The 15177-nt window shown below is 67.8% G+C and carries 14 protein-coding genes; 2 read left to right on the top strand and 12 right to left on the bottom strand.

All coding sequences use genetic code 11. From position 1 onward, the window contains the following. Positions 1–243: 243 nt before the first annotated feature. The 4 genes from N864_RS11990 to N864_RS11980 form a co-directional block, all read right to left on the bottom strand. Complete coding sequence (locus N864_RS11990; RefSeq protein ID WP_034716952.1) at positions 244–699, bottom strand: hypothetical protein; 456 nt, start codon at positions 697–699, stop codon at positions 244–246. A gap of 232 nt (positions 700–931) precedes the next feature. Next, positions 932–1387 carry an AAA family ATPase gene (locus tag N864_RS11985; protein ID WP_034716951.1) on the bottom strand — a complete coding sequence of 152 codons (456 nt, stop codon included), beginning with the start codon at positions 1385–1387 and terminating at the stop codon, positions 932–934. 142 nt (positions 1388–1529) lie between these two features. Continuing rightward, on the bottom strand, positions 1530–1736 hold the full coding sequence (locus tag N864_RS25690) for a hypothetical protein (RefSeq protein ID WP_205620933.1): 207 nt from the start codon (positions 1734–1736) through the stop codon (positions 1530–1532). Between the two features lie 31 nt (positions 1737–1767). Further along, positions 1768–2283 carry a class I SAM-dependent DNA methyltransferase gene (locus tag N864_RS11980; RefSeq protein WP_205620932.1) on the bottom strand — a complete coding sequence of 172 codons (516 nt, stop codon included), beginning with the start codon at positions 2281–2283 and terminating at the stop codon, positions 1768–1770. 683 nt (positions 2284–2966) lie between these two features. Here N864_RS11980 and N864_RS11975 point away from each other — a divergent pair. Together N864_RS11975 and N864_RS11970 are read left to right on the top strand one after the other, a co-directional pair. Beyond that, positions 2967–3317, top strand: coding sequence for a PadR family transcriptional regulator (locus N864_RS11975; protein ID WP_240474303.1), 351 nt, complete (start codon positions 2967–2969; stop codon positions 3315–3317). A gap of 125 nt (positions 3318–3442) precedes the next feature. Next, the gene (locus N864_RS11970; protein ID WP_155892917.1) at positions 3443–4366 is read left to right on the top strand and encodes a hypothetical protein; all 924 of its coding nucleotides are present in this window, start codon (positions 3443–3445) and stop codon (positions 4364–4366) included. A 79-nt stretch (positions 4367–4445) separates the two neighbouring features. Here N864_RS11970 and N864_RS11965 read toward each other — a convergent pair whose 3' ends face one another. The 8 genes from N864_RS11965 to nrdR all read right to left on the bottom strand — a co-directional run bounded on the left by N864_RS11965 (position 4446) and on the right by nrdR (position 14696). Next, a complete protein-coding gene (locus N864_RS11965; protein ID WP_034716947.1) occupies positions 4446–4670 on the bottom strand; it encodes a hypothetical protein in 225 nt (74 codons plus the stop codon). A 38-nt stretch (positions 4671–4708) separates the two neighbouring features. Further along, positions 4709–5290 (bottom strand): hypothetical protein, encoded by a 582-nt coding sequence (locus N864_RS11960; RefSeq protein ID WP_034716946.1) that lies wholly within the window; start codon positions 5288–5290, stop codon positions 4709–4711. Next, the gene (locus N864_RS11955; protein ID WP_034716944.1) at positions 5287–7524 is read right to left on the bottom strand and encodes a hypothetical protein; all 2238 of its coding nucleotides are present in this window, start codon (positions 7522–7524) and stop codon (positions 5287–5289) included. The genes N864_RS11960 and N864_RS11955 overlap by 4 nt, the downstream gene beginning before the upstream one ends. Continuing rightward, a complete protein-coding gene (locus N864_RS11950) occupies positions 7517–9181 on the bottom strand; it encodes a hypothetical protein (protein ID WP_034716942.1) in 1665 nt (554 codons plus the stop codon). The genes N864_RS11955 and N864_RS11950 overlap by 8 nt, the downstream gene beginning before the upstream one ends. Further along, the gene (locus tag N864_RS11945; RefSeq protein WP_034716940.1) at positions 9133–9579 is read right to left on the bottom strand and encodes a hypothetical protein; all 447 of its coding nucleotides are present in this window, start codon (positions 9577–9579) and stop codon (positions 9133–9135) included. The genes N864_RS11950 and N864_RS11945 overlap by 49 nt, the downstream gene beginning before the upstream one ends. Before the next feature lie 2 nt (positions 9580–9581). Continuing rightward, on the bottom strand, positions 9582–11003 hold the full coding sequence (locus N864_RS11940; RefSeq protein WP_155892916.1) for a hypothetical protein: 1422 nt from the start codon (positions 11001–11003) through the stop codon (positions 9582–9584). Between the two features lie 186 nt (positions 11004–11189). Beyond that, a complete protein-coding gene (locus N864_RS11935; protein ID WP_034716936.1) occupies positions 11190–14084 on the bottom strand; it encodes a vitamin B12-dependent ribonucleotide reductase in 2895 nt (964 codons plus the stop codon). 123 nt (positions 14085–14207) lie between these two features. Next, on the bottom strand, positions 14208–14696 hold the full coding sequence (nrdR, locus tag N864_RS11930) for a transcriptional regulator NrdR (RefSeq protein ID WP_034716934.1): 489 nt from the start codon (positions 14694–14696) through the stop codon (positions 14208–14210). Between the last annotated feature and the right edge of the window lie 481 nt (positions 14697–15177).

The raw sequence follows: 15177 nt of genomic DNA, 5'->3' as shown, positions 1-15177 counted from the left end.
ACCAGTGAGCGGATGTCCGACCACCGGCTTCGATCACCCACATATCTCAATGAGCGTCTACCGCTCATCAGCCGCCCGGTCGGCGGCAGATGAGTGCTTCGACTCAGCGACTATCGCTTCGTGGGCGACATCGACGGCCGTCCCCCTTGGACTCAAGCGCCCTTAATCCGGTTGAGCACACCTGAGCGAAATCGGCCGATCCGCCCACCCCGCGAGGACCATCGGGTGTGGGAGGGCGGGTGGTCATGCGCCTGCGGTTCGTCCTCCGGGCCGGGCTTTGCGTGGGTAGTGGCGTGCGGCCACTCGGGATGCGGTAAACGTCGCGATGCGCCACACCAACGCGTGGTACAGCGCCAACACGCATGCCGGCATCAGGAACGCATACCAGCGGGCTTGAGCGATCACCGGGGGAGTTTGGTCGCCCGACAAGTCCGCGTACATGAGGCCGACGAACAGAGCAGGCAGGGAGACCGCGACAGTAGCGACGGCGGCTGTCACACGGTGCCCCCGCCCTTCCAGCAGGCCCTCCAGGGGGCCGCCCACTATCGCGCAGCCCAACGCCGGAAGCCCAAGCGTCAGGGTGTCCGCCACACCGAAGTAGAACACTGGCCCGCCGTCGAACGGTGACGCCGTCCACCACAGCGCCCAAGCACCCAAGCCGAGAAGCAGGACATGCCACAAGCCCAGGAAGCGGGTCATCTGCTGCTCCTTTGAGCCTGGCGAAGCAGTCCCGGTGAGACCGGGACACACGTCCTTCCCACCGTCTATCGTGCGGGAACCATAACAACCACGGAGGCGCTGTTACCCGTGAATGATCCAATCGTCCGCCCGGCACGCCATTAGCGACAGACGAAGGCCTGGCTGGCCAGGGCCCGCCAACACCCACCCACGACCTCCGTGCACAGCGCCCCTTGACACCGAAGGGGCCGGATCAGGGCCGCCGGGAGCAGCGCAAGCACTGCTCGAGGCGGTCGGTCAGGTCCGGCACCGGCAGCATGCCGTCGAGCTCGAGAGTCGCGGTTCGTCGAAGCAGCGGTTCGACCTCCGCGACATACCTCGCGATGTCATCCTGCTGATCAGCGCTCTTACCATAGGGGTTGTTGGTGCGGGTGCGCACCCGTTCGAGGAGCACCTCCAACGGGACATGCAGGTAGATCACATGCTCGAACCTGTCGTAGAAACCGCCCTGGTTCTGTGCCGTCCCGCTGACGGCGATGGTGGCGTGTTCGCTGAGCAGCGCACTCATCCGCGGCTCGTCCCACACCGCGCCGGGCAGTTCCCAGCCGTCGTAGTCGGTGTCGACCGTTGCATAGCCGCGGCGTGCTACCGCGGCGAGGACGGTGGTCTTGCCTGCGCCCGACATTCCGGTAAGCAGCACCCGTGCCATTCCGGAATCGTATGTCGCCGCAGCACGGACACCGGGTCGTCAGCGACTTCCTTGGCCGCGGAATGCTGGGACGAACGTCCTCCGTGCGGCATGGAGCGTGCTTTGAAAATGGCCTGATCGGAAGTCGGTCCGCCTCATCTCTTCATTCCGATTCGCAGACGCAGAGCTGGATCGCCGCATCTCCGTTGAAGGGTCGACCGGACCAGTCGCCGAAGCGCTCGAGGAGCCGAAGCCCACCCAAGGAAAGCAGCAGTGGCAGCTCCTGAGGGAAGATGCTCCTGAGCATGAGCGGTGCGTTGACGAAGTTGGGCTCGATGGCGGTGGAGAAGTGCCAGGTGCCGTGAGTCACCTGCGCGGCGGCATCGTAGGTCTCGGCGACATCAACCCTGACTTTTGCCGCGGTCGGGATCGGCGAACGAGAGCGAATCGCGGGTGCGTCGGACGCCGTCGGCATCGGCAAGGAAGCGCACGTTCGGGTTGAACACGTCGAAGAAAAAGCGCGCTCCGGGTGCCAGGTGCGCTCGCACGCATCGGAAGCAGCTGAGCAAGTCGGCTGTCTCATGCAGGTGCAGCAATGAGTTGGCCGCAATGAACACGAGGTCGAACGTGCGGCCGAGGTGGAAGTCACGCATGTCGCCCTGCACCCACTCCACCTCCACGCCGCGTTCGTGCGCCTTGCGCTGAGCTTCGGCGAGCATCTCCGGCGCGAGTTCCAGACCGGTGCACGGATGCCCGTCGGAGGCGATGGGGATCAGCTTGTGCCCGGTGCCGCATCCGAGCTCCAAGACAGTCCCGCTCTGCCGATCGGCCTGGGCCTTGTAGAAGTCAGCGGCCGGCTCGCCGCCCGGGAACAACCGGTCGTACAGCCTGGCGTCCGAGTAGAACCGTTCACTCATGAAGCGCACCCTCCCACGCCTCTACTCCACTCGCCTGCACATCGGCAGATGATGACGTTTCCGACCATGTCGCGCCCTCCGTAAGCGGGCCGTTCAGCCGGGTGTGCCTGCTCGCCGGCCATGAACGCGGAACGGCCCGGCCCCCTTGGGGAGCCGGGCCGTCTCGCTACCGGAATGTCATCTTGACCGAATCGGTGACATTGCTGACCAAGAGAATGTCACTCGTGACCAAGTTGAGCGTGACATCTCCTGACCGATCACATCAGCTGGTCGTAGGTAAAGGGCACCTATCCCCCATCAGCTTCAGTACCCGCAGGGTGGATTCGGGCGTCCTGCGTGCTGCAGTTGTAGCTCCCCAGCAGGGGGGCACTTCGAGGGAACGAGCTATCCCCCTGCAGCGTCTCCTAGTCCGTCATCGGACCGATTGTGACCGGAAGATGATTACGATGCATCGCCGGGTTGAGAACTTCTCGCCGCAGGAGCTCGACAGACTCGGGGCCAGCTTGGACCGCTGTTCGTCGGCCGTGCTCGCCGGACTTGCCCTGCGAGGTCGCCCGACCTGCTAGCCATGCCTAGGCCGCAGATGCACCATGCTGCGTTCGATACCAGGAGCGGGACGAAGTGGAGGCGCCGTCTCGGCGCGTCGCGTTCTGATATGCCGATGAACTGACTATGTTGCGGACATGGCGAAGACGGGGATGCAGGAGCCGACCTTCCTGGTGTTGACGGCGCTGGCGGGCGGGCCTCGACATGGTTATGCGGTGATGCGGGAGGTGACGGCTGCCTCAGAGGGCCGGGTGCGGTTGAGAGCCGGGACTCTGTACGCGGCGTTGGAGCGCCTCGAAGCGGAGGGGCTGGTGCGGGCGTGTGACTCGGAGGTGGTGGACGGGCGTCGTCGTCGCTACTACGAGCTGACCGACCAAGGCGCGGCGCGGCTCGCCGAGGAGGCGGCGCGTGCGGCAGCGAACGCCGCTCGGGCCAAGCGCGCTCTTGCGGCCCGGACGGCTCGGGCGGCCCGGACGGTGACCGCATGACCGGCCGCGCGGGCGCCGGTGGTCGGCCAGGCGGGGACGTTGAGTCGCTCGACCGGGCAGCACGGGTCTACCGGCTCGCGATGGGCGCCTACCCTCGGCGGTGGCGGGCGCGGTACGCGGACGAGGTGTTGGGGGTGCTGCTGGAACCTGCAGGAAACGCCGGCCCAGCCGTCGACTGGCGCGAGGCCAGCTCGCTGGTGGGCAACGGGCTCCTGGTTCGCGTGGAGGAGCTGTTCGGGTGGTGCACCCGCCGCACTCGGGAGGTGGCTGCCGCCGGAGCGTCGATGATGCTGATGGTCGTGTCGGTGGCAGCCCTCGTGTTCGGCGAGTGGCTGCCGCGGCGAGCAGGGGCGCCCCTGTTGAGCATCGAGGACGCTGACGTTGCCGCGGGGTGGCAGGCAGCCGAGACGGGTTTCGGGACGCCGGGCCTCGGCACGATCGTGTGCCTTACCGCGATGGTCGGCAGTCTGTGCACGATTCTGGGTCGTGCCCGCGCCGGGCAGGGCTGGTTCGCGGTGACCGCAGCAGCCGCACTGGCCGCGCCGCTCGTCAGTGCCGTCGTACCGGTCAATCGGCCGCTCGTGATGCATCTGGCATTGGTGTTCGGTCTGGCCATGGTCGCGGCCGCGGCCCCCGTGGCGGTGCGTCCCGGACGCCGGGCCTGGGTCGCTGGGGGCGTTGCAGCCGTTGCCGGGGTGGCCCTGTTGTGGGTCTTCTCCTCGGTGACGCACGACGGTGACTGGAGTACCACGTTCTACGACGTGTACCTGGTGACCCGACCGATCAGCGACGCGGTCAGCTGGGTAACCATCCCGGGCGTACTGGTGGTCGCCGTCGTGCCCGGACTGCGCAGACACATCGCCGCGTATCTGCTGATGTGCTTGCCGTGGTGGTTGCAGCAGGCCGGCTTCCAGCAGCTACGGAGCCTCCTGGCACCGGATACGGTCCCCGCGTTCATCGGGTTGGCCGCCCTGCTCATCCTCGCCGCGGTCGGCCTCGCGCGCCTGCGGCAGACGTATCGTCTCGAGCGCATCAACCCTCGACCGTAAAGGCAGGAAGCAGTCCCCCGTCACCTCTTCGGCCGTGGGGGGCGGTTCTGAGGCCGGGCCGTTTCGTGACGGATAGACGTCACGTTCTGCGTTTGAGTGACACGTTGAAGAGGTCGAGCAGTCGCTCGGCCTGGGCTGCGTTGAGCCCCACCTCCTTGCCGAGCGCTTCGCGCAGCCGGCTCTCGCGACTCGCCCGTTGGCGGCACCTGTCGGAGCAGAACTCGCGGGCCCGCCCGGCGGCGCGTTCATGGTGGTCGAGTCCGATCCCGCACCACTTGCACCAGCCTGGGAGCTCAGTTGCCACGTCGTCTCTCTCGGTGTCCGGCTGCCAGGCCCGTTCTGTCAGACGCGGTCATCGGCCGGATCGTCGCCGTGCTCGCCGGCGCCACCCTCGTCAGCGGCCTCGGACGGCGGCAAGAGGGGCTCCGGGTCCACGACGGGGCGCAGCGTGCGCACCTTCTGGGCGCGCTCTCGCATCATCGCGTCGTACTCGGGTTGCAGTCGGCGGTGCAGCTCGAGTGCGTACTGGCGGACGTGGCGTAGCTCGTCCTCGAGCTCCTGTCGACGGGTGCGTTCGCGCTGCACGCTCGCGTGCGCGTCGTGCAGCTGGGCGCGTAGGTCGGCGCTGGTGACAGCGCCTTGGCGAGCGTTGAGCTGCGCGTTCACCAGCGCCGGCAGGAGTTGCTGGACCTCCTCGACGAACGCCCCGTGGTTACGGTTGGTGGCCGACCACCCGGCCGGAGCGGTGTCGATGATGGCCTTCTTGCTGGGCGACCTGTCCGCGGCCACCAGGACTGCCGCTGCGATCAGGAGGCGTAGCCGCGCGGGAACCTTCTCCTCGGCCATCAGCTCCGCGGTGAGCGTCTCGCCGCTGTGGACGCGGGCGGCGACGCGCAGCAGCTCCTCGAGTCCGTCCGCGCTCACTTCGGTCCGCCCGTCTCGACCGTGCCGGCGACCCAGGCGTCGTAGTCGGCCTTCAGGATGGCCTGCAGGTCCTCCTCGGATGAGTCGGCGAACTCGGTCTTGATGTCCGGGTTCATGGCGTCCATCCGGCCTGCGTTCCGGCGGCCGGGCGCGGAATCAGACGCCAGGTCCGCGCGGCGGCGCAGCTCGTAGCGGGCTCGGTCGCCCCGGGACATAACCGAGTTGCGGCACTCCCCGGGCGCGCACTTTCGAAAGTCCGGCCCGGCGAGTCCCTCGCAGCGCGCGCCCTCGCGCTGCCACATGCACAGCGTGAACGTGCCTTGCTGGACGTTCTTGTTCCTCTTGCCCAGGGTGCGCAGCCGCGCGGGCGTCAGTGGTGTGGGGTTGGCCAGCGGGATGTCGGCGCGATGGATGGCCTCGTCGAGCCGGGGCAGGCCGCGACCGGTTAGGGAATCACGGCTGCGTGCCGCGGCGATGAGGGCACGGCCCTTGGTCTCGTTGACGAGGTCGGCGGCGTCGTCCGGGTCGACCGGGGTGATCAGCTGCTTGTACACGTCGCTGACGTAGCCCATGGCGACCTTCCTGGTGTCCCATTGGCCGTAGGCGGCGGCGAGGGCGGCGCCGTGCTCTCGCGATGCCCATGCCTGCGCGCACGTGATCCGCACCTCGCGCATCGAGACCTTCAGGTCGCCCAGGTCGCGCTGGATCACACCCCGGTCGACCAGCCGCGCGGCGGCGCCTCTCAGGACGTTGGCGAACCCTGCGTCCAGGTGCAGCGACGTGCGGGCGTTGACGCGAGGGTCCTTGCCCAGCGGGACCGCCAGCCGCTGGTCGAACAGCATCGGCAGACCGACCTCTGACAATGCGGGCTCGTAGCCGAGCGACTGCTGCAGTTCGCGCATCAGTCGCAGCAGGCGCACGATTCGGGCGTTGGCGATCACGGTGGTCGGGACGGGACTGTGACGGTTCTTGGTGCGGTGGGCGTGCAGGACGTTGCGGACGTGGGGTGCCCCGTCGGGGCGCTCGACCGTCTCGACGGTGATCGGGTCCACCGCGAGCACCGCGAGCTGCTGGTCGCGCAGCATCAGAGTGGCGGACAGGTAGTACATCGTCGTGTACACGATCGCGCGGTGCCACCAGTCGAGCTCATCGAACTGCGGCAGCAGGCGCCGGGCCCACGGCACGGGCCCGTCGGGGGTGTCGATCGTCGTGATCGGCAACGGGCAGGGCGTGACGTCCTCCGACGGCTCCACATGCCCTCGCAGTTGGCTCATTGCCCACCGGCCCGCAAGGAACGCCTCGTCAGCGTCGTGCTGACCCAGGAACCGGCCCAGTGCGCCGTGCGCCAACGTCAGCACACCCTTCTTGTTGCGTGTGCCGGGCACTCGTCCGTTGTTGCGTTCGGCGATATCGACGAGGAGGTCGAACAGGTCGGCACGCAGCTCGTCCTCACTCAGAGGCTCGTCCTGCCGGGAGTTGGCCGCCCACCAATCGACATGGCGCACGACGTCCGCGGTGACGTGGTCGGCGACCCAGCCGGTGAACCCGAGGTACTTGCCCACCGCGTCGCTCGGGCGCACGGCGTTGGTCTTCGCCTTCGTCCGGCCCCGATACAGCGTCGAGGTCTCCCGGCCGTCGAAGGGCTGGATCCCGCCGAGGAGGTCGTCGCGGTCCAACATTAGGCAGACCTGCCACAGGCCGATGAGCTGCTGTGCCCGGCCCCGGCCGGTTGCGGGTGAGAGGACGGTGCCGGCCGCCTTCTCCTTGGCGTCATGCGGGGTGACGAGCAACTGCTGGATGCGCTCCCAGGCCGCCTCGTCGAACTCGATGATCCTGGCTCGGTCGATGGCGCGCAGCGCGTGCGAGAGCATCTTCAGATTGCCTTGGGCGGTCACAGGCTGGACGGGTTCCTGCCCCGACGCCCACGTGTCAGCCATCGGGCCGTCCGGCGCGCGGTCCTTGGCCAAGTGCGGCGCCATCTGCAGTACGCACAGGTGCTTGACCGCGTCGCGCCAGCGGACGTCGACCTGGCTCAGGTCAAGATCGGTCTGTCTACCCGCCTTGGACTTCCACGACGAGTGACCGGCCAGATTCCACACGTCGTCCCCGAACCTCGAGTCGTGCAGCAGATCGGCGCCGCCGGGAACCAGGTCGCGGATGAGCTCGTGGTCGGCGAAGAGACTCTCCTCGCCGTGGCGTGCGGAGTTGCGGTGCAGTGTGACGACGTCAGCCATGTCTCAGCTCCAGGTACATGCCGGTGACGGTGTGAATGTGGGGGGTCAGGTCGACGCTGCGGCGCACATTCTCGACGACGACGGGCGGGAACTGGTCCAGGGCAGCCTGGGCGAAGTAGCGCAGCTCCTGGGCCTCGCCCTGGTCCCACTCCTCGACGTTGTGGGTCTCGATGACGTGGGTGACCTCGACAGCGGCCAGCAGGCCGGGAATATGCTCGACGGTGCGCCAGCCGTTCGGGCAGGTGAAGCAGGCGGTGATGCCCAGGTTGCACGGCCTGCTCTGGTCGCCCGGATCGTTGCCGCCGCTGGTGCACAGTCCGACCTCAAGGTTGACGACTGTGTCCTTGTCCACGGCGGCGAGCTCTGCGGCAGGCCAGGCCGACTCGCCGGCGTCGGCCACGAGGGTGAACGCGGCGACGGTCGAGTCGTGGAAGGCGTCCTGGCCAGCGATCGCATGGGCGTCGAAGACGTGGCTGGGCAGCACATGGGCCAGGTAGCCGACCTTGGTGCGCTCGGTGTGGCCGTGCACGTCGGCCCGCAGTCCGAGCTTGAGTGCCCGCTCCTGAGCAAGGTTGCGCAAGGCCATGAAGTGCATTGGCACCTCCGAACGTTTGCGGACCCGAGCGGTGCCATCGTCCCCCGCCGAGCCGAGTCCTCCTTCCGGTCCTGTTCGTGGAGAGTCGGAGTTCCCTTCCGGACTCGGGTCGGCGCCGGCGCTGAAGATGCCGGCATCCAGAGGCGGTTGCTCGGCTGAACCTCCCACCTGGCTTCGGCGGCCGGCGCGTCGGTCGCCCTGCCAGGTGTCGACGTCATCCTCGGGTAGGCCGGGCCAGTGGGCGTCGAACACTCGCTGGCGCCACCCGGACTGGGCGCCCTGGGCGGAGAGCAGATGAGCGGTGCGGGAGTTGGCGAAGTGTTCGACATAGAGGCGCGCGACGAGCGGGTGGGGCTGGCCGTCCGGGCCCTTCAGGCCCCGGCGGTGGTGGCGGCTGAAGCGTGTGAGCCCAATGAGGACCTCGATCAGTCCGCCCGGATCGTAGATGGATCGCGTCCGGGTCGCGCGGGTGTCCTCGACGATGTTGCGCGCCTTGACGGACCGTTCTACCGCGGTGCCGGGGCCGAGGTGGGTGAGGCTGTCGATGCTCTTCTCGAGCAGAACGGAGTAGTTGTAGCCGCTGGAGTCGCCAAGGCAGTGCAGGATCAAGGCTGCGGTGAGGACGTCGCGTCGCGGATAGAGCAGCTCACCGATGCGTCGCAGGCTCGGGGCCACGATCTGTTGGCGACGGCCGCGCGCGATACCGAAGGGTTCGGGGTGGGTCACTGCCCAAGCAGCCTGCTCGGTGCGCGACGCGCGCAGCGGCTGAGCCCGATCGGGCACGCTGAAGTCGGGATGGGTGGCACGGGCCCAGTCGATGACATCGGTGGCGGGGATCTCAAGCCAGGCCCGGCCGCGGTCGGCTCGGACGTTGAAGCCCATGTCGGCGAACAGTTCGCGTGTCTCGGCGTAGTGGGAGGACCAGACCCCCCGAGCGGCTTGTTCGATGGCCTCACCCGTCGCGGTGTCGTAACGGTGCGGATTGGTCTCGTCGACGCCGACGCGGGTGTTCTTCAGGGCGACGGACAGGGCGCGGCCGTTCGGGTGCTCGGCACGCAGCACCCGGGCGAGGAGGTGGACCGCCGAGCGGATCTGCCCGGTCGACAGCGGCCTGTAGAGCGAACGCAGCCTGGGGATGTCCAGGTGCGGTCGCCGAAGTCAGTGAAGCCCGCGTCGAGCAGTTCGGTCAGCATGACCTGCGCCGACGCCACATTGTTGAGGACGGTCGCGGCCGAGTCCCACTGGCTGTCGCGGTCTGCGGTGGGGCTGACGGTGATGCTGGCGGCGATCGCGCGCAGCATCTGTCGGGCGGCCTCGGACTGCGGCACATACAGCGTGACGACCTTCGGGGCGGCGCGACTGGCGATCCGGAGTGTGAGCTCGAGGTTGGTCTCGTCGACCTTGGAGACCTTCAGGATCTCGTGGGTCGAGCTGCGGATCCCGCGGGTGGGGTGGGCCATGGCTAGAGCACTCCGATGAACTGTTCGGGGGGCAGGTCGATGAACCGGTGGGCGGTCGAGAGGTAGAGGCGGGTCGAGCTCTCGCTGGCGTGGCCGAGGCTGGCTTTGACGAGCTCGAGCGCGGCGGCGAGGTGGTCAACCTGGTACTCGCCTCGGCGCCCCGGCGCGAGGCTCTTGGCGAGGACACCGTGGTAGACGGACAGGAGGAGGTGCACGGCGTATGTGTGCCTGGTGTCGTGAATGCGGAAGGACGCCGGGAACCGAGGGTCGATGTGGGTGCGCGCGAACTCGCGGGCGCCCTCGATGACGTTGGACAGGCTGTCGTAGGCGACCGGGTACGCGTTGTACTCGTTGAGGAACAGCACCGGCGACGAGCCGTCCGGGTTGACGAGCCGGCGGCGGAAGGCGGCATCGCACTGGGCCCACGCGCGGCTGCGCGTGCGGTTCTCGGGCTCCGCGGGGTTGTCATAGAGGACGCGGCGCTCGTCGGCGTCGACGACGTGCAGGGGCCGTTCGGGTCGATAGGAGTGGCTGTCGGCCAACTCCGCGCGCCGGCCCTCGATGTATGCCCACACGGCCGGCAGGTGGTGGCTGAACACGAACGCGTCACCGCCAGCGTCACCCTTGGTGATGAAGTCGGCGACGGGCATCACGGTGAAGTCGCGGCGCGGCGCCGGGGGCGGCACCTCGTACGTCGTGACATTGGCCAGGTTGTTGCGCCGCAGGCCGCTGGCGAAGGCCAGCGCGAGGATGGCGTGATCGCGGTCGGCTCCGAGGTAGTCCTGCTGAGCGCCGTCGCGATCGATGCGCAGTGCGGCCTGGAGGAGGAGCTCGACGTAGGCCGGTTCGAGGGGCAGGCCGCTCGAACCCCGGGCGGCACGCCGCGGGCGGTAACCGACGATGCTGCGCACGGGACGGCCGGTGATGTGGTGCGGGACGGTGCCGAGCTCGAACGGTGCCGGGATCTGGTAGCGGCGCTCGAGGTACTCGTAGAAGAGCTTGAGGGCGGTGCGGGTACTCCTCCAGCTGGCCGAGCTGAGGACGTGCTCGCGGTCCAGGTCCCCGGCGTCGTTGAGCACCCCGTAGTGGAAGCGGCGGTAGAAGGCGCCGAAGTCGGCCTCGCGGGCTGCGAAGACCGGGTCGTCGCGACCCGGGAGCAGTGGCAGGCCGCGGTCGTCGAGGAGGAAGCGCAGCCAGCGTGCCAGCTCGACGGCCCGGCGCTGGGCCGTCTTCAGGTCAGGGTGGGCGCGGCAGTGGTGCCACAGGAAGTAGCTGGTCGGCTCGTGGATCCGCTCACCGACGCGGATGGTGGGCGCCGGTACGTAGTCGACCGTGTGGATGTCGAGCGGCGACCTCCCCAAGGCCGCCTCTACGACCCGGTCGTCGAAGGTCGTCTCGGCGCGGCGCACACGGACACTGCTCACGGACACAGCACCTCCCTCCTAGACAGCACCGGATCCCCGGGTGAGCGGTGCGCTCACCCGGGGATTCACGTTAGGTGTGGCGGGGGATTCGGGACATTACCCAGATCCCCTCGGCGCCTCGGGTCCTAAATAGCCTCGTAGATCTCGGGTTTAGAGGCGTGGGGGATAACCCGAGTTCACCCGGATTCAGCTGCAGCCGCTGGTGCTTCCGCAGCCCTCGCAGACGTAGCAGGAGCCGGCCGGGCGCATCTTCGTGCCGCACGTCATGCAGATCGGCGCGTCCGCGGAGATCCCTTGGAACTTCTCCATGAGCTCGGCTGACGAGTGCACGTCCGAGGACGTCGCACGCGCAGAGGCGGCGCCCGCACCGGACTTGACCTCGACCGACCTGTCCTCGGCCTTCTCCTGCTTCGGCTCGACCTTCTTGGCGACGGGCGCCGACTGCTGGAGTGACTGCAGCTCGTCCTCGATGTCGTCGTCACCCTCGGTGGCGATCTCCTCGAAGGAGCCGGTCTCGACCTGACGGGCCCGCTCGGCCGCCGTGTGGATGCCGATGAAGGAGCGGGTGTCGAAGTCGAGGTAGTCGAGGGCGAGCCGGCGGAAGACGTAGTCCATGATCGACTGCGCCATGCGCACGTCCGGGTCGTCCGTGAGACCAGCCGGCTCGAACCGCAGGTTGGTGAACTTCTCGACGAACGTCTCGAGCGGGACACCGTACTGGAGACCGATCGACACCGCGATCGAGAAGGCGTCCATGACACCGGCGAGGGTCGAGCCCTGCTTGCCGAACTTCAGGAAGATCTCACCGAGCTGCCCGTCGTCGTAGGTGCCAGCGGTGAGGTACCCCTCGGCTCCCCCGACCGCGAACGACGTCGTCTGCGACGTGCGGCGCTTCGGCAGGCGACGCCGGACCGGGCGGTACTCGATGACCTTCTCGACCGCCTTGTCCTCATCCTTCGCCTCGGACTTCGCCTTCGCGTCCGAGAGCGGCTGCCCGACCTTGCAGTTGTCGCGGTAGCAAGCGAGTGCCTTCAGGCCAAGCTTCCAGCCCTCCATGTAGACCATCTCGATGTCCTCGACCGTCGCACTCTCGGGGAGGTTGACCGTCTTGGAGATCGCGCCGGAGAGGAACGGCTGAACGGCCGCCATCATCCTGACGTGGCCCATCGGCGGGATCGCCCGGGCGCCCATCGCCGTGTCGAAGACCTCGTAGTGCTCCGGCTTGAGGCCAGGCGCGTCGATGACGTGGCCCTTGTCGGCGATGTACTCGACGATCGCCTCGATCTGCTCCTGCTGGTAACCGAGCTTCTTCAGGGCGCGCGGGATCGTGAGGTTGACGATCTGCATCGAACCGCCGCCGACGAGCTTCTTGAACTTCACGAGGGAGAAGTCGGGCTCGATGCCCGTCGTGTCGCAGTCCATCATGAAGCCGATCGTCCCGGTCGGGGCGAGCACGGAGGCCTGCGCGTTGCGGTAGCCGTGCTTCTCACCCAGCTTGATGACGTCGTCCCACGCCTTCGTCGCCAACTTGTGCACCGACAGGTCCATCGCGTCGAGCGTCTTGATGTTGTCGTTGGCCGCCTGGTGCTTGCGCATCACGCGCTTGTGCGCGTCGGCGTTGCGGGCATAGCCGTTGTACGGGCCCACCACTGCGGCGAGCTCGGCCGAACGCTTGTACGACGCGCCGGTCAGGAGGGAGGTGATCGCGGCGGCGAGGGCCCGGCCACCCTCCGAGTCGTACCCGTGGCCGGTCGCCATGAGGAGGGCGCCGAGGTTGGCGTAGCCGATGCCGAGCTGGCGGTAGTTGCGCGTCGTGTCCCCGATCGGCTCCGTCGGGAAGTCTGCAAAGCAGATCGAGATGTCCATCGCGGTGATGACGAGCTCGGCGACCTTCTGGAACGTGGCGGCGTCGAAGGTGTCGTCGTCGCGCAGGAACTTCAGCAGGTTGAGCGACGCGAGGTTGCACGAACTGTTGTCGAGCGACATGTACTCGGAGCACGGGTTGGACGCGGTGATGCGGCCGGTCTCCGGGTTCGTGTGCCAGGCGTTGATCGTGTCGTCGTACTGCAGGCCCGGGTCGGCGCACTCCCACGCGGCCTGGGAGATCTTCTTGAACAGGTCGCGGGCGTCCACCGTCTCGATGACCTCACCGGTCAGACGAGCGCGGAGGCCGAACTCGGTGCCGTCCTCGACGGCCTGCATGAACTCGTCCGTCACCCGCACCGAGTTGTTCGCGTTCTGGTACTGGACCGACACGATGTCCTTGCCGCCGAGGTCCATGTCGAAGCCGGCGTCGCGCAGCGCACGGATCTTGTCCTCTTCGCGAGCCTTGGTCTCGACGAACTCCTCGATGTCGGGGTGGTCGACGTCGAGGACGACCATCTTGGCCGCCCGACGGGTCGCGCCGCCGGACTTGATGGTGCCGGCGGACGCGTCGGCGCCGCGCATGAACGAGACCGGACCGGAGGCGGTGCCACCGGAGCTGAGCAGCTCCTTCGACGAGCGGATCCGGGAGAGGTTGAGGCCGGCACCCGACCCGCCCTGGAAGATCTTGCCCTCTTCCTTGTACCAGTTCAGGATCGAGTCCATCGAGTCGTCGACGGAGAGGATGAAGCAGGCGGAGACCTGCTGGGGCGACTTCGTGCCGACGTTGAACCACACCGGCGAGTTGAACGAGAACACCTGGTGCAGCAGCGCGTGGGTCAGCTCGTGCTCGAAGACCTCGGCGTCCTCCTCGGTCCCGAAGTAGCCGTGGTCCTTGCCGGCCTTGACGTAGGTCAGCACGACGCGGTCGATGAGCTGCTTGAGCGAGGTCTCGCGCTGGTCGGTCCCCAGTGCGCCACGGAAGTACTTCGTCGTGACGATGGTGCTGGCGTTGACGGACCAGAAGTCGGGGAACTCGACGCCCCGCTGCTCGAAGATGGTCTCTCCCGTCTTCCAGTTCTGCTGGACGACGTCCCGCTTCTCCCAGGTCACCTCGTCATACGGGTGGACGCCCGGCGTCGTGTAGATGCGCTCGATGGTGATGCCCTTCTTGGCACCGCCCCGCGAGCGTGAGCTGCGGTTCCCGATCTCCGTCATGCTGTGGCCTCCCAGACCATCGATCCCTGTGGTTAAACGCCTGAACCTGCTGTTGCATGCCAGTTTGTCGCCGGGGTCTGACACTGCCCCGTGGTGCTGCGTGGCGACGATGTGGAGGGGTGGTTACCGCGTCACGTCGGCGGGCGCGGGCGGCAGGCCCGCGGTGTCCCGCTCGGCGCGAAGGAGCGCGATCGCTCCTTCGAAGTCCTCGAGGCTCTCCCACGCCTGGTAGACGCTGGCGAACCGGAGGTAGGCGATCTCATCGAGCTTGCGGAGCGGCTCGAGGACGGCCATGCCGACCTCGTGCGCCTCGACCTCCGCGTTGCCCTGCGACCGGATCGCCTCCTCGACCTGCTGCGCGAGCACGGCGAGGTCGTCCTCGGTGACGGGCCTGCCCTGGCACGACTTGCGCACCCCGGACAGGACCTTGGCACGGCTGAACGGCTCGGAGACACCGGACCGCTTGATGACGCTGAGGCTGCTCGTCTCGAGCGTCGTGAAGCGCCGGCCGCACTCCGGGCACTGGCGCCGCCTGCGGATGCAGGCGCCGTCGTCGGTCGTCCTCGAGTCGATCACCCGAGAGTCGGTGTGCCGGCAGAACGGGCAGTGCACTCGGGACCTCCTCCTTGGGGACAACCTGTTGATGACGTGTGCGTAAGCCGCCAACCGCTGGGGACTACATGTGGACGACTTACAGTCATGTAACTACTAGATGTAGGGGCAACTCTAGGCACTCGACCCCATGACCGCAACCGGTTCGGGCACCTTGGGCGCGTCGTGTCGCTGACCTGCGAAAACGCCCATAACGGACCGGTCTGCGGCTTATTCGCGAACGCCCACCCGAACCTCCCGCTGCTCGCACGTGGCCCTCCTGCCTCCCCGGCAGCGGGTGGCGCCATCTGATGCGGGCAACGTGGTCGGCCAATGGCAACCGGGTCACCCTGTGGTCGGGCACCGGCCAAATGCAGAACCCGCGGCACCGCACCTGGGCGGCGCGTCCACCAAGACGGCGCTAACCTCGCTCACCGACGGGTCGGCCCACGTCGTGATCCCGAACTCGGATGTATCACCGGGTATGCCGCTCACCTCCTTC

This window comes from Intrasporangium chromatireducens Q5-1, assembly GCF_000576575.1.
Lineage (GTDB): Bacteria > Actinomycetota > Actinomycetes > Actinomycetales > Dermatophilaceae > Intrasporangium_A > Intrasporangium_A chromatireducens.
Note: the sequence above shows the minus strand (reverse complement) of the source record. Positions and strands in the feature narration are given on the sequence as shown.